Annotated in this window: 13 protein-coding genes; 5 read left to right on the forward strand and 8 right to left on the reverse strand. The window is 74.6% G+C overall.

Annotated elements, in window-relative coordinates:
- Positions 1–48 precede the first annotated feature (48 nt).
- The gene (locus tag Sya03_RS13000; protein ID WP_203938502.1) at positions 49–2,406 is read left to right on the forward strand and encodes an ATP-binding cassette domain-containing protein; all 2,358 of its coding nucleotides are present in this window, start codon (positions 49–51) and stop codon (positions 2,404–2,406) included.
- Here the strand turns inward: Sya03_RS13000 and mug are convergent.
- The 3 genes from mug to Sya03_RS13015 are packed head-to-tail and all read right to left on the reverse strand — an operon-like array spanning position 2,379 to position 5,687.
- The gene (gene mug / locus Sya03_RS13005; RefSeq protein ID WP_203938503.1) at positions 2,379–2,969 is read right to left on the reverse strand and encodes a G/U mismatch-specific DNA glycosylase; all 591 of its coding nucleotides are present in this window, start codon (positions 2,967–2,969) and stop codon (positions 2,379–2,381) included. The two genes, Sya03_RS13000 and mug, sit on opposite strands and share 28 nt — an antisense overlap.
- Positions 2,966–3,721, reverse strand: a complete 756-nt coding sequence (locus Sya03_RS13010) for an SDR family oxidoreductase (protein ID WP_203938504.1) — start codon at positions 3,719–3,721, stop codon at positions 2,966–2,968. The genes mug and Sya03_RS13010 overlap by 4 nt, the downstream gene beginning before the upstream one ends.
- 19 nt (positions 3,722–3,740) lie before the next feature.
- Positions 3,741–5,687 (reverse strand): ABC transporter ATP-binding protein, encoded by a 1,947-nt coding sequence (locus Sya03_RS13015; RefSeq protein WP_203938570.1) that lies wholly within the window; start codon positions 5,685–5,687, stop codon positions 3,741–3,743.
- Positions 5,688–5,989: 302 nt separating this feature from the next.
- On the opposite strand from Sya03_RS13015, the gene Sya03_RS13020 reads away from it, so the two are divergent.
- Positions 5,990–6,841, forward strand: coding sequence for a hypothetical protein (locus Sya03_RS13020; RefSeq protein ID WP_203938505.1), 852 nt, complete (start codon positions 5,990–5,992; stop codon positions 6,839–6,841).
- 20 nt (positions 6,842–6,861) lie between these two features.
- Here Sya03_RS13020 and Sya03_RS13025 read toward each other — a convergent pair whose 3' ends face one another.
- The 3 genes from Sya03_RS13025 to Sya03_RS13035 form a co-directional block, all read right to left on the reverse strand.
- Positions 6,862–7,626: an enoyl-CoA hydratase/isomerase family protein gene (locus Sya03_RS13025; protein ID WP_203938506.1), complete on the reverse strand. Its 765-nt coding sequence runs from the start codon at positions 7,624–7,626 to the stop codon at positions 6,862–6,864.
- 49 nt (positions 7,627–7,675) lie between these two features.
- Complete coding sequence (locus tag Sya03_RS13030; RefSeq protein WP_203938507.1) at positions 7,676–7,903, reverse strand: helix-turn-helix domain-containing protein; 228 nt, start codon at positions 7,901–7,903, stop codon at positions 7,676–7,678.
- 408 nt (positions 7,904–8,311) lie between these two features.
- The gene (locus Sya03_RS13035; RefSeq protein ID WP_203938508.1) at positions 8,312–9,916 is read right to left on the reverse strand and encodes an ABC-F family ATP-binding cassette domain-containing protein; all 1,605 of its coding nucleotides are present in this window, start codon (positions 9,914–9,916) and stop codon (positions 8,312–8,314) included.
- A gap of 216 nt (positions 9,917–10,132) precedes the next feature.
- Between Sya03_RS13035 and ypfJ the strand changes: the two genes are divergently transcribed.
- Positions 10,133–11,068, forward strand: coding sequence for a KPN_02809 family neutral zinc metallopeptidase (gene ypfJ, locus Sya03_RS13040; RefSeq protein ID WP_203938509.1), 936 nt, complete (start codon positions 10,133–10,135; stop codon positions 11,066–11,068).
- On the opposite strand, the gene Sya03_RS13045 is transcribed toward ypfJ, so the two are convergent.
- Complete coding sequence (locus tag Sya03_RS13045) at positions 11,065–11,709, reverse strand: acVLRF1 family peptidyl-tRNA hydrolase (RefSeq protein ID WP_239107424.1); 645 nt, start codon at positions 11,707–11,709, stop codon at positions 11,065–11,067. The genes ypfJ and Sya03_RS13045 overlap by 4 nt on opposite strands.
- Positions 11,710–11,746: 37 nt before the next feature.
- On the opposite strand from Sya03_RS13045, the gene Sya03_RS13050 reads away from it, so the two are divergent.
- The gene (locus Sya03_RS13050; RefSeq protein WP_203938511.1) at positions 11,747–12,472 is read left to right on the forward strand and encodes a class I SAM-dependent methyltransferase; all 726 of its coding nucleotides are present in this window, start codon (positions 11,747–11,749) and stop codon (positions 12,470–12,472) included.
- Entirely contained in the window at positions 12,469–13,203 is a 735-nt protein-coding gene (locus Sya03_RS13055; RefSeq protein WP_203938512.1) for a VOC family protein, read from the forward strand. Before Sya03_RS13050 ends, Sya03_RS13055 begins: the two co-directional genes overlap by 4 nt.
- Here Sya03_RS13055 and Sya03_RS13060 read toward each other — a convergent pair.
- Entirely contained in the window at positions 13,192–13,791 is a 600-nt protein-coding gene (locus Sya03_RS13060) for a LysE family transporter (RefSeq protein ID WP_203938513.1), read from the reverse strand. The genes Sya03_RS13055 and Sya03_RS13060 overlap by 12 nt on opposite strands.
- Between the last annotated feature and the right edge of the window lie 12 nt (positions 13,792–13,803).

The following is a 13,803-nucleotide window of genomic DNA, read 5'->3' on the forward strand; positions in this document are numbered from 1 at the left end:
TCACGATTCGAGAAGCGCGGACGCCCGCGCCACGGCTAGCGTGACCCCATGAGCAGCCACGACGTGATCCGCGTGCAGGGCGCGCGGGTGAACAACCTCAAGGACGTCAGCGTCGAGATCCCGAAACGCCTGCTGACGGTGTTCACCGGCGTCTCCGGCTCCGGCAAGAGCTCGCTGGTGTTCGGCACGATCGCCGCCGAGTCGCAGCGGCTGATCAACGAGACGTACAGCGCGTTCCTCCAGGGCTTCATGCCCTCGCTGGCGCGGCCCGACGTCGACGTGCTGGAGGGGCTCACCACCGCGATCACCGTCGACCAGGAGCGGATGGGCAGCAACCCGCGCTCGACGGTCGGCACCGCCACCGACGCCAACGCGATGCTGCGGATCCTGTTCAGCCGGCTCGCGCAGCCGCACATCGGCCCGCCCAACGCGTACTCGTTCAACACCCCGTCGGTGAAGGCCAGCGGGGCGATCACCGTCGAGCGCGGCGCCGGGCGGACGAAGACGGAGAAGGCGACGTTCCACCGGCTCGGCGGCATGTGCCCGCGCTGCGAGGGCATGGGCTCGGTCACCGACTTCGACCTGTCCGCGCTGTACGACGAGAAGCTGTCGCTCAACGAGGGCGCGCTGACCATCCCCGGCTACAGCATGGAGGGCTGGTACGGCCGCATCTTCCGCGGCTGCGGCTGGTTCGACCCGGACAAGCCGATCGGCAGGTACACCAAGCGCGAGCTGAACGACCTGCTCTACAAGGACGCGACGAAGATCAAGGTCGACGGCATCAACCTGACGTACCTGGGGCTCATCCCGCAGATCCAGAAGTCGTTCCTGGCCAAGGACGTCGACGCGATGCAGCCGCACATCCGCGCGTTCGTCGAGCGGGCGATCACGTTCACCACCTGCCCCGACTGCGACGGCACGCGGCTCGGCCCGGAGGCCCGGTCGTCGAGGATCGCCGGGAAGAACATCGCGGACGTCTGCGCGATGCAGATCAGCGACCTGGCGGGCTGGGTCCGCGAGCTCGACGAGCCGTCCGTGGCGCCGCTGCTCGCCGGGCTGCAGCACCTGCTCGACTCGTTCGCCGAGATCGGGCTCGGTTACCTGTCCCTCGACCGGCCGGCGGGCACGCTGTCCGGCGGCGAGGCGCAGCGCACCAAGATGATCCGCCACCTCGGTTCGGCGCTCACCGACGTCACGTACGTCTTCGACGAGCCCACCATCGGCCTGCACCCGCACGACATCGCCCGCATGAACGACCTGCTGCTGCGGCTGCGCGACAAGGGCAACACCGTCCTGGTCGTCGAGCACAAACCGGAGACCATCGCGATCGCCGACCACGTCGTCGACATCGGACCCGGGGCGGGCTCGGCGGGCGGCGCCATCTGCTACGAGGGCTCGCTGGACGGCCTGCGCGCCAGCGGCACCGTCACCGGCCGCCACCTGGACGACCGGGCGACCCTCAAGGACACGGTCCGCACCCCCACCGGCGCCCTGGAGATCCGCGGCGCCGCCACGCACAACCTGCGCGACGTCGACGTGGACATCCCGCTCGGCGTGCTGTGCGTCGTCACCGGCGTGGCCGGTTCCGGCAAGAGCTCGCTCATCCACGGGTCGGTGGCCGGGCGCGACGGCGTGGTGGCCGTCGACCAGGGCGCGATCCGCGGCTCGCGGCGCAGCAACCCGGCCACGTACACCGGCCTGCTGGAGCCGATCCGCAAGGCGTTCGCGAAGGCCAACGGGGTGAAGCCGGCGCTGTTCAGCGCGAACTCCGAGGGCGCCTGCCCCACCTGCAACGGCGCCGGCGTCGTCTACGTCGACCTGGGCATGATGGCCGGTGTCGCCACCGTGTGCGAGGAGTGCGAGGGCCGGCGGTTCCAGGCGGCCGTGCTGGAGTACCACCTCGGCGGCCGCGACATCAGCGAGGTGCTCGCCATGTCGGTGCGCGAGGCCGAGGAGTTCTTCGGCGCCGGCGACGCCCGCACCCCCGCCGCGCACGCCGTCCTGACCCGGCTCGCCGACGTGGGGCTGGGCTACCTGAGCCTGGGCCAGCCGCTGACCACCCTGTCCGGCGGCGAGCGGCAGCGCCTCAAGCTGGCCACCCACATGGGCACGACCGGCGGCGTGTACGTCCTCGACGAGCCCACCACCGGCCTGCACCTGGCCGACGTCGAGCAGCTGCTCGGCCTGCTCGACCGCCTCGTCGACGCCGGCAAGTCGGTCATCGTCATCGAGCACCACCAGGCGGTGATGGCGCACGCCGACTGGATCGTCGACCTCGGCCCCGGCGCGGGCCACGACGGCGGCCGGGTCGTCTTCGAGGGCACCCCGGCCGACCTGGTGCGGGGCCGCTCGACCCTCACCGGCGAGCACCTGGCGGCCTACGTGGGCGCCTCCGTGGGCGCCTGACCCCCGGCGAGGTGGCGGCGCAGCTCCGCGAACACCGCCGCCAGCCGGTCCACCGTGTAGTGCGCGTTGAGGCCGCTCGGGTTGGGCAGCACCCAGACCGGGCGGCCGCCGACGGTGTCCGGCTGCGGGCCCATCGCGGCCCGGGGGCGGCCGAACGCGACCCGGTACGCGGTCACGCCCACCACCGCCAGGCAGCCGGGCCGCCAGTGGGCGACCTTCGCCGCGAGCGCCGCGCCGCCGGCGACGAACTCGGCCGGGGCCAGCTCGTCCGCGCGGGTGGTGGGCCGGGCGACGACGTTGGTGATGCCCAGGCCGAGCGCCGGCAGCTCGCCGTCCTGCGACGGGTGCAGCAGCTCGGGCGTGAAGCCGGAGCGGTGCAGGGCGGGCCAGAACCGGTTGCCGGGGCGGGCGAAGTGGTGGCCGACCGCGGCCGAGTACAGGCTGGGGTTGATGCCGGCGAACAGCACCCGCAGGCCGGGCCCGACGACGTCCGGCAGCAGCCGGCCGGCGGCGGCCTCCAGCTCGGCGGGGGTCGGCGGGACGAAGCGGCGCGGGGCGGTCACAGCGAGCGCAGGTAGCCGCCGTCGACCGGGACGGTGATGCCCGTCAGGTAGCTCGCCGCCGGGGAGAGCAGGAACGCCGCGACGCGCCCGAACTCGGCCGGATCGCCGAGGCGGCCCAGCGGCACCTGCGCGGCGGCGGCCCGTCCGGCCTCGGCCGGGTCCGGGGCGGCGGCGAACAGGTCGCGGTTGCGGTCGGTGAGGATGCGCCCGGGCAGCAGGCTGAGGACGCGGACGCCGCGCGGGGCGTACTCGTCGGCCATGTCCTTGGCGACCCCGGCCAGGCCGGGGCGCAGGCCGTTGGAGATGCCCAGGTCGGGCATGGTGGTGCGGGCCGAGACGGACAGCACCAGACCGATGGCGCCGCCGGCCGGCAGTGCGGCGCCGAAGGTGCGGGCGGCGCGGACCGTGCCGAGGAAAACCGTCTCGAACGAGGCGCGCCACTGCTCGTCGGAGGCCGCGGCGGCGGTGCCGGTGGGCGGGCCGCCGACGGAGACGAGGGCGCCGTGCACCGCGCCGAAGCGGTCGCGGGCGGTGTCGAGCAGGCGTTGCGGGGTGTCCGGGTCGGCGAGGTCGGCGGCGAGCCCGGCCGCGTTCGGGCCGAGGGCGGCCACGGCGCGGTCGACGGAGGCGGCGTCGCGCGACGAGATCACCACCCGGGCGCCGTCGGCCACGAGGCACTCGGCGGTGGCGTAGCCGAGGCCGCGGGAGGCTCCGGTGAGGACGTACACGCGATCGGTCAGCCCGAGATCCACGGCTTTGACCCTAGCGCCGTCACGGCTCCGGCGGGTATACCGGCACCGGCACCACGACGGGGCCGTCGTCGGTGGTGAACGGCGGGCCGGGGCTGTCGGCGACGGCGAACTGGGTGCGGTACAGCTCCGCGTACAGCCCGCCGGTGCGCACCAGCTGCTCGTGCCGGCCGCGCTCGACGATGCGGCCGCCGTCGAGCACCAGGATCTGGTCGGCCTCGCGGACGGTGGACAGCCGGTGCGCGATGACCAGCGCGGTGCGCCCGCGCAGCGCGACGGCGAGCGCCCGCTGGACGGCCGCCTCGCTCTCGCTGTCGAGGTGGGCGGTGGCCTCGTCGAGGATGACGATGGACGGGGCCTTGAGCAGCAGCCGGGCGATGGCCAGGCGCTGCTTCTCGCCGCCGGAGAACCGGTAGCCGCGCTCGCCGACGACCGTGCCGAGCCCGTCGGGCAGCGCCCGGACGAGGTCCTCCACCTGGGCGCCGCGCAGCGCCGCCCACAGCTCGTCGTCGGTGGCGCCGGGGCGCGCGTACCGCAGGTTCTCCGCGATGGTCTCGTGGAACAGGTGCGCGTCCTGGGTGACGACGCCGATGGCGTCGCGCAGCGAGCCGAGGGTGGCGTCGCGCACGTCGACGCCGCCGACGAGCACGCTGCCGTCGGTGACGTCGTAGATGCGCGGGACCAGCATGGACGTGGTGGACTTGCCGGCGCCGGACGGGCCGACGAGCGCGACCAGCTGCCCCGGCTCGACGGTGAAGCTGACGCCGCGCAGCACCGGGTCGCCGGGGGTGCGGTCGAGCGTGACGACGTCCTCCAGCGAGGCCAGCGACACCTCGTCGGCGGCGGGGTAGCGGAAGTGCACGTCGCGGAACTCGAGCCGGGCGGCGCCCGCGGGCAGGTCGGCGGCGCCGGGCCGCTCGGCGATGCCGGGGCGCAGGTCGAGCACCTCGAAGACGCGGTCGAACGAGACCAGGGCGCTCATCACGTCGACCCGCACGTTGGACAGCGCGGTGAGCGGTCCGTAGAGCCGGGTGAGCAGCAGCGCGAGGGTGACGACCGTGCCGGCGGTGACGGCGCCGGTGACGGCGAGCCAGCCGCCGAGCCCGTACGTCAGCGCCTGGGCGAGCGACGCCACGAGCAGCATGGCGACGAAGAACGTGCGCGAGTACATCGCCGACTGCACGCCGATGTCGCGGACCCGCTCGGCGCGCTCGCCGAAGCGCTGCGCCTCGACCGACGGCCGCCCGAACAGCTTGACCAGCAGCGCGCCGGAGACGCCGAACCGCTCGGTCATGGTGGCGTTCATCTTGGCGTCCAGCGCGTACGACTCGCGGGTGATCTCGGCGAGCCGCTTGCCGACCCGGCGGGCCGGGATGATGAACACGGGCAGCAGGGCCAGCGACAGCGCGGTGATCTGCCAGGACAGCGTGAACATGACGGCCGCGGTGAGCGCGAGCTGGATGACGTTGCTGACCACGCCGGACAGCGTCGAGGTGAACGCGCGCTGCGCGCCCTGCACGTCGTTGTTGAGCCGGCTGACCAGGGCGCCGGTCTGGGTGCGGGTGAAGAACTGCAGGGGCATGCGCTGGACGTGGTCGTACACGAGTGTGCGCAGGTCGAGGATGATGCCCTCGCCGATGCGCGCCGAGTACCACCGCTGGGCGAGCGACAGCAGCGCGTCGGCGACGGCGAGCCCGGCGATGAACAGGGCGATGCGCACCACCGCTCCGGCCGCGTCGGGGCCGCCCCGGGTGATGGTGTTGATGACGTCGCCCGCCAGCACCGGGGTGGCGACCCCGATGGCCGCGGACACGACGACAGTGACGAGGAAGACGACGATGTCGCGCCGGTACGGCCGGGCGAACGCGAGGATGCGCCGGGTGGTCTCCCGCCCGACGGTGCGCCCGCGCAGCTTGTCGGCGTCACGGATGGAGCGCAGCATGCCCCAGCTGGCGCCGCCGCCCATCATCGTCACGCACCCACCCCCCTTGTCGTCCGGGCCCCGCGGAACCCGGGCCGGTTACCAGTCTCCCTCGCCGGTACGACACCATCCGCGACCGCGGCTACCGACACGTAGCGCATGCAGGGCGACACAGAGCGTTCAGGTCGGGCGGCGCGCCGACCGGTGTGCGCCGGTGGCCCGTTCGGCCTCCCCTGATCAGGATCATCCAGCGCGGCGTTATTGCCGGGTATTGCGCTGATGTTTCCGATGCATCCTGTTGCCTACGCTCGTCGGAGCCCCTCCCCCGTGAAGAAAGAGGGTTCCGCCTCATGCGTCGCACAGCCATCGCCGCCGCGGTCGCCGCCCTGGTGACGGGCGCCGGACTGACGACGGGCACGCCGGCCCAGGCCTACGACGGCCGGGCCGTCTCGCCCCAGGGCGAGCTGCGCTCGATCTACCTGCACGCGCTCGACCGGCAGCCGCACCGGGCCGCCCGCGACGCCTTCCTCCCGCCCGCCGCGCGCGACTGCCGGGCCGGGGTGCTGCGGTTCAGCTTCGACGTCCTCACCAGCCCGGCGGTCGCCCGGCACCTGCCCACCGCCGGCCGCCGGACGAGCGCGCTCTACCTGTCGCTGCTCGACCGCGCGCCGGACACGAGCGGGTGGGCCGCCCACACGGCCATGAGCAAGGCCGCCGGCCTGGAGCGCGCCACCGTCGACGTCATGATGTCGGCCGAGTACCGCAACCGGCTCACCCGGCTCTGCGCCGGGCTGCCGTCCGGCCACGCCGCCGTGTACTCCCCCGACGAGATCGCCGGCGTCGTGCAGACCCTGCTGCTCAGCACGACCGTCGCGCCCGCCACGTGCGCCGTCACCGGCGTCGTCGGCCGGATGCGCGCGCACCGCGGCCGGGCGGGGCTGGCGTCCGTCGCCGCCTACTCCGGACAGCTCGCCACGGCGGCCGTCGGCACCAACCCCACCTGCCGGTTCGCCCAGCAGATCGCCCTGGGCGCGGCGTGGGCGGCGAGCATCGCCGCCACCGGCCACCCCGTCTACATCGGCCAGAGCCTGGTGACCACGACGGCCGCGACCACGCGCACGGCCCACTACACGTTCACCATCGGCCGGGACCCGGCCGGGGTCCGGACGTTCACCGGCAGCGTCACGGCCCCGAAGGCGTGAAGCGGTCCGGCCGCGGCGGGCTACTCGCCGCGGCCGGCCAGGTCGGCGAGGCGGCGGGTCTGCGCCTCGCGCTCGGCGCGGTCCTGGTCCGCATAGGAACGGCCGGCCGCCGCGGCCAGCAGTCCCTTGATCTCGGTCACGGCGCCCCGGTCGGCGGCGAGCACCGCGGAGACCAGGTCGTCCGTCGCCCCGGCCAGCTCGGCGGCGGGCACCACCGCGTTGGCCAGCCCCATCGCCGCGGCCTCGGCGGCGCCGACGCGGCGGCCGGTGAGGCACAGCTCCAGGGCCCGGGAGTAGCCGACCAGCTCGACGAGGCGCTTCGTGCCGCCGAGGTCGGGCACCAGGCCGAGGGTCACCTCGGCCATGGACAGCCGCGCGTCGTCGGCGAGCACCCGCAGGTCGCAGGCGAGGGCCAGCTGGAAGCCGGCGCCGATCGCGTGGCCCTGCACGGCCGCCACCGTCACCAGGTGCGGCGCGCGCAGCCAGGTGAACGCGGACTGGAAGCCGGCGATGCGCTCGGCGCACTCCTGCGGCGGCAGCTGCGCCAGCGCGCCCAATGAGGAATCGTCGTCACCGCGCGCGATCGACAGATCGAGTCCCGCCGAAAAGGCGCGTCCTTCCGCCCGGACAATGACGACGCGAACATCGCCCGGCAATTCACGGGATATCGTTGTGAGAGCCGCCCACATGGCGGGTGTCTGGGCATTCAGTACGTCGGGCCGGCACAACGTCACCGTCGCGACCGGCCCCTCACGTGTGAGCCGCACGCCGTCGGTCGAGTTCACCCGCGGACCCCCGACAGCAGGTCAGAGCGGGTGCCCGGGTTCGGGCTGGTCACGCCTTCTTACGCCGGCGGGCGCCGCCGCGCTGGCGGAGCTGGACGCCGGACTCGGTGAGTACGCGGTGGACGAATCCGTAGGAACGGCCGGTCGACGCGGCGAGCGCGCGAATGCTCTCGCCGCCCGTGTACCGCTTGACCAGATCCTTGGCGAGGGTCTGACGCTCCGCCCCGATGATTCGGCGACCCTTCTCAGTGCTGGTGGCTGTGCCGGTGGCTGCCATGTTGATTCCTCACGTCCCAGACTGTGCGGTTCGATACGGTCCCAACCATTAGACCGCCTCGAACGATCATGCGCCAGGGATCAGCACCACGCCAACCGCCGTTCGGCACACTGTCGGGTACCCGACGCGTCGACCGGCGTCGATGGAGTGCGGGCGGGTGCGCGGCCCCGTACGCCGCGGGTGTGACCACCGATCGGGTGCCGTCGACACGGTCGTGACCAGGGCAGATGCGCCCGGTTCAGCCGCCGGCGCCGATGCGGCGCCCCGCTCGGGCGCCCGCCCGGCGCGATCCGCGGGGCGGGCGGCGGTGGTCCGAACGGGCCGAGATCGTCGCACCCTTTGTGCGAGCGGGTATTGACAATGGACTAAACCGATGACCGGCCGACGGCAATCGCATGAATTGCCAATTCAGGCGAGTTCGACGAGCTCCAGCAGATCGTCGCTCCACGCGTCCTCGTCGCCGTCGGGCAGCAGGATGGCGCGGTCCGGCTTGAGCGCCTGCACCGCGCCCGGGTCGTGCGTGACCAGCACGATCGCCCCCGGGTAGTTCGCGATGGCGTCGAGCACCTGCTCGCGGCTGATCGGGTCGAGGTTGTTCGTCGGCTCGTCGAGCAGCAGCACGTTGGCGCCCGAGCAGACCAGGGTGGCCAGCGCCAGCCGGGTCTTCTCGCCGCCGGACAGCACGCCCGCCGGCTTGTCGACGTCGTCGCCGGAGAACAGGAACGCGCCGAGGATCTTGCGCAGCTCGGTGTCGGACTGGTCGGCCGCGGCGCTGCGCATGTGGTCGAGCACCGAGCGGTCGACGTCCAGCGTCTCGTGCTCCTGGGCGTAGTAGCCCAGCCGCAGCCCGTGGCCCGCGTGCACCTCGCCGGTGTCCGGGTCGAGGATGCCGCCGAGCATGCGCAGCAGCGTGGTCTTGCCCGCGCCGTTGAGGCCCAGGATCGCCACCCGCGAGCCGCGGTCGACGGCCACGTCCACGTCGGTGAAGATCTCCAGCGACCCGTACGACTTCGACAGCCCGGTCGCCGTCAGCGGCGTCTTGCCGCAGGCGACCGGCTTCGGGAAGCGCACCTTGGCCACCCGGTCGGAGACCCGCTCCTCCTCCAGCCCGGACAGCAGGCGCTCGGCCCGGCGCGCCATGTTCTGCGCGGCGACCGTCTTGGTGGCCTTGGCGCGCATCTTGTCGGCCTGCGCCATCAGCGCCCCGGCCTTCTTCTCCGCGTTGGCCCGCTCCCGCTTGCGGCGGCGCTCGTCGGTCTCGCGCTGCGCCAGGTACGTCTTCCAGCCCACGTTGTAGATGTCGACGACCGAGCGGTTGGCGTCCAGGTACCAGACCTTGTTGACGACCGCGTCGAGCAGCTCGACGTCGTGGCTGATGACCACCAGGCCGCCCTTGTGCGCGGCCATGTAGGTGCGCAGCCAGGCGATCGAGTCGGCGTCGAGGTGGTTGGTGGGCTCGTCGAGCAGCAGGATGCCGTGGCCCTCCTCGCCCGCGTCGCGGAACAGGATGCGGGCCAGCTCGATGCGCCGGCGCTGGCCGCCGGACAGGGTGCCGATGGTCTGGGCGAGCACCCGGTCGGGCAGGCCCAGGTTGGCGCAGATGCGGGCGGCCTCGGCCTCGGCCGCGTAGCCGCCCAGGGAGGCGAACTGGTCCTCCAGCCGGCCGTACCGGCGCACCAGCTTGTCGTCGGCGCTCTCCTCCAGCTGGATCTGCAGCTTCTGCATCTCCGACAGCAGCACGTCGAGGCCGCGGGCGGACAGCACCCGGTCGCGCGCGGTGACGTTCAGGTCGCCGGTGCGAGGGTCCTGCGGGAGGTAGCCGACGGCGCTGCGCACGTCGATCTGGCCGGTGTACGGCTGGCCCTCGCCCGCGAGGACCTTCAGCGTGGTGGTCTTGCCGGCGCCGTTGCGCCCGACCAGGCCGATGCGGTCGCCGGGCTGGACCCGCAGGGTGGTGTCCGACAGCAGGATGCGGGCGCCGGCGCGCAGTTCCAGGCCGGTGGCGGTGATCATGGGAGAAGGTCTCGCTCTCGGGTCTCGAAGGCTGGCTCAGGGCACGCGAACACGCCGGCCTGGAAGAACGAGGTCGGCGCGGGGCGGGTCAGCCTTCGCAGAGCAGCACGGCGACCAGTCTACCGGGCCCCCGCTGCGACCTCCCAACCGATTACGCGCGACGATGACGGGGTAGTTCGCCACCAGCTACGACCACCGTGACCCCTGGGGACTGCCATGGAGCTGAACGACAGAGCCGAGATCGACACCAGTCAGATCGAGGACCGGCGCGGCTCCGGCGGGGGCGGCGGCGGAGGAGGCATGGGCATCCCGCTGCCCGGCGGCGGGGGCGGCCGCGGCGGCGTCCTCTCGCTGATCATCGGCGTGGTGGTGCTGCTGCTCGGCGGCGGCACCTACGGCGCCACCCAGCTGGGCGGCGGCGGCGAGGAGACCGCCGACAACACCACCATCGAGCAGCAGTGCTCGACGCAGAACGCCGAGCGGCTGGAGCAGCTGGACTGCCGCAACGCCCTCTACGTCAACTCGATCCAGGACTGGTGGGCGGACGCCCTGCCGCAGAACTTCGACAAGACGTACCAGCCGGCGGACACCGTGTTCTTCTCGCAGCGGGTCAGCACCGGCTGCGGCGCCGCCGACTCGGGCGTCGGGCCGTTCTACTGCCCCGCCGACCGCAAGGTCTTCATCGACCTGACCTTCTACCAGCAGCTCGCGCAGCAGCTGGGTGCGCCGGGCGAGTTCGCCCAGCCCTACGTGCTGGCCCACGAGTACGGCCACCACGTGCAGACGCTGCTCGGCACCGAGGCGCAGATGCGCCGCCAGCAGCAGCGCGACCCGGGCGGCGCCAACGAGCTGTCGGTGCGCCTGGAACTGCAGGCCGACTGCTACGCGGGCGCCTGGGCGAAGAACGCCGTGAGCACCGACACCAAGAGCGGCGTGCAGATCTTCACCAGCATCACCGACGCCGACATCCAGGAGGGCCTGCAGACCGCCGGCAAGATCGGCGACGACTCGCTGCAGCAGCGCGGCGGCGGCACCGTCAACCCGGCCGAGTTCACCCACGGCACGTCGGCGCAGCGGCAGAAGTGGTTCCGCACCGGCTACGACGGCGGCGACCCGAAGCGCTGCAACACCTTCGAGGTGGCGAACCTCTAGGGGTCACGCACCAGGATCCGGACCGCGCGGGCCAGCCGCACGGCGTCGACGAGCACCGCGTGCCGGGGCTCGGGCACGTCGAGCAGCCGGCCCGCGCGCAGCTCCGCCACCGGCGCGAGCGACCGCTCGGCGAGGATCGCGTCGACGGCCTGCCGGTCCCCGCCGGCCACCACCGCGGCCAGCGCGCCCACCTCGGGCAGCAGCAGCCGGGCGACGATGCCCGCGCCGTCGGCCGCGGCGGCCTTCGCCTGGTTGTCCCGGCGGCGCGCGAAGCGCTGCTGCGACCACCCTCCCGCGGCGGTGCGGCCCTGCACGTAGTGGGTGTCGACCTTGTGGCTGACCAGCTCCCGGCCGGCGGCCACGCCGACCGCCACCGCGCCCTTGCGGGCCAGCAGCAGCCCGATCCGCCGCGGCGCGGCGGCCGCGGCGAGGAAACCGTCCAGGTCGCCGGCCGGCTCCGCGCCGGGCGGGCGGGTCAGCTCCGCGGTGGCGCCGTCGGGCGCGGCCAGCTCCAGGCCGTCGGCGGTCACCCGCCCCGCGGGTACGCCGTGCCGCTCCGCGAAGCCCGTCACCCAGCGGGGCAGCCGTTCGGGATCGACGTCCACCCATCTGCCGCCGCCCGCGGCGGGTCTGCTCACCACCACACGACCGTACCGATCCGGGGGTAGGTTCACGCTCATGACCTTCGACGAGCTGTCGGACTGGCCGGCCGAGTCCCTGCTGATCGCCGCCGGGGTCGGCCCCGGCACCCGGGTGCTGGACGTCGGCGGCGACGCCGCGGCGGGGCCGGGAGCCGTGGCCGGGCTGGCCGCGGACCGGGGCGCCCGGGTCACCGCCGCCGGACCCGCCGCGGGACCCGGCGCGGCGCTGCCGTACCCAAACGAGACGTTCGACGCGGCGGTGGCCAACTTCGCCGTCCACCGGGCGGCCTGCCCCGCGTCGGCCGTGCGCGAGCTGCGCCGGGTGGTGCGGCCCGGCGGCCGGGTCGCGGTGACGGCGTGGTCCCCGGCCGGCCCGCCGCTGCGCGGGCTGTGGGCGGGCGTGCTGGCCGCCGCCGGCGTCACCGCCGGCGGGGTGGTCCCGGCCGGCGACGTCGCCCGCGCCGCCGGCGACCTGGCCGGCCTGCTGCGCGACGCCGGGCTCGACGACGCCCGGTGCGACACCCTGACCTGGACGCACCGCGCCGACCCCGCGGCGTGCTGGGCCGGCCTCGCGGCGACCGGGCCGGCCGGGCGGGACCCGGCCGCGGTGCGCCGCGCGTACGACGAGGCGGTCCGCCCGCACCTGGACGGCGACGGGATGCTGGCGCTGCCCGCGTCCGCCCTGCTCGGCTCCGGGCACACCCCCGCCCCGCACGTGTCCGGCGCGGCCGTGGTCGCAGCGACGGCGGTGTCGGCCCGATGAGCGTGCGCTGGGTGTACGCGTTCGCCGACCGCCCCGCGGAGGCGTTCGGCGCCGCCTGCGAGTTCTGGACGACCGTCACCGACACCCGGGCGTCGGCGCCGCGCGGCGACGACGGCGAGTTCGTCACGCTGCTGCCCGCCGAGGGCGACGCGTTCCTCAAGGCGCAGGCGGTCGGCGGCGCCGGCGGCGTGCACCTCGACCTGGCGGTGGACGACGTCGCCGCGGCGGCGGCCGCCGCGCACCCGCTCGGCGCGAGCGTGGTGGCGGCGCACGACGGCTGGCAAGCGCTGCGCTCCCCCGGCGGCCTGCCGTTCTGCCTGGTGCCGTGGCACGGCGAGGCGCACCGCCCGCCCGTGGTCACCGGGCCGGGCGGGGACCTGAGCCGGCTCGACCAGGTGTGCCTGGACGTGCCACCGCCCGCCTACGACGCCGAGCTGGCGTTCTGGTCCGGCATGACCGGCTGGCCGGTCGTGCCGGGCGGGCGGCCCGAGTTCACGGTGGTGCAGTCGCCGCCCGGCCAGCCGCTGCGGTTGCTGGTACAGAGGCTGGCCGACGACGGCCCGATCGGCGCGCACCTCGACATCGCGTGCGCCGACGTGACCGCCACCCGCGCCCGGCACGAGGTCGCCGGGGCGCGGTTCGCCCGCCTGGGCCACGGCTGGACGGTGATGCGCGACCCGGCGGGCGTCCTGTACTGCCTCACCGGCCGCGACCCCGGCTCAGGCGACTAGCACCGCCACGGCCAGCGCCGCCACGACGGCCGCCGACACCAGCGCGGTGGCCAGCCGGGCGCGCGGCCCGGTCAGCGCCCGGCCGACCAGCGAGCCGCCCGCGGCCAGCAGCAGCTGCCAGCTGGCCGAGGCGAGGAACGCGCCGGCGACGAAGGCGGCGCCGCCGCCCGACCCGGGCGCCCGGCCCAGCACCAGCGCCACGAAGTACAGCACGGTGGCCGGGTTGAGCAGGGTCAGCCCGAACAGGGCGAGGAACGCCCGGGCGGGCGTGGCGGCCACCCGCGGCGGCGCGCCGGACCGGCGGCGCAGCGCCCCGGCGACGGTGTGCGCGGCCAGCGCCAGCAGCACCACGGCGGCCGCGTACCGCAGCGGCCCGGCCACCGGCGCCAGCGCGGCCGCGAGGGCGGCGCCGCCGGCGACGGCGACCAGCGCGTACACCCCGTCCGCGACGGCCACCCCGAGGGCCGCCGCGGCCCCCACCCGGACGCCGGCCCGGGCGGCCAGGCCGACGAGCAGCACCCCGATCGCGCCGACGGGCACGGCGATCCCGTAGCCGGCGACCACGCCGGCCAGGAACGCGGAGGTCACGGCACGGGCGGG

It is taken from the genome of Spirilliplanes yamanashiensis, from assembly GCF_016863475.1.
Lineage (GTDB): Bacteria > Actinomycetota > Actinomycetes > Mycobacteriales > Micromonosporaceae > Spirilliplanes > Spirilliplanes yamanashiensis.

Coding starts and splice junctions, on each gene's coding strand:
- Sya03_RS13000 (WP_203938502.1), top strand. CDS start 49: ATGAGCAGCCACGACGTGATCCGCGTGCAGGGCGCGCGGGTGAACAAC.
- Sya03_RS13015 (WP_203938570.1), bottom strand. CDS start 5,687: ATGATGGGCGGCGGCGCCAGCTGGGGCATGCTGCGCTCCATCCGTGAC.
- Sya03_RS13020 (WP_203938505.1), top strand. CDS start 5,990: ATGCGTCGCACAGCCATCGCCGCCGCGGTCGCCGCCCTGGTGACGGGC.
- Sya03_RS13030 (WP_203938507.1), bottom strand. CDS start 7,903: ATGGCAGCCACCGGCACAGCCACCAGCACTGAGAAGGGTCGCCGAATC.
- Sya03_RS13035 (WP_203938508.1), bottom strand. CDS start 9,916: ATGATCACCGCCACCGGCCTGGAACTGCGCGCCGGCGCCCGCATCCTG.
- ypfJ (WP_203938509.1), top strand. CDS start 10,133: ATGGAGCTGAACGACAGAGCCGAGATCGACACCAGTCAGATCGAGGAC.
- Sya03_RS13050 (WP_203938511.1), top strand. CDS start 11,747: ATGACCTTCGACGAGCTGTCGGACTGGCCGGCCGAGTCCCTGCTGATC.
- Sya03_RS13055 (WP_203938512.1), top strand. CDS start 12,469: ATGAGCGTGCGCTGGGTGTACGCGTTCGCCGACCGCCCCGCGGAGGCG.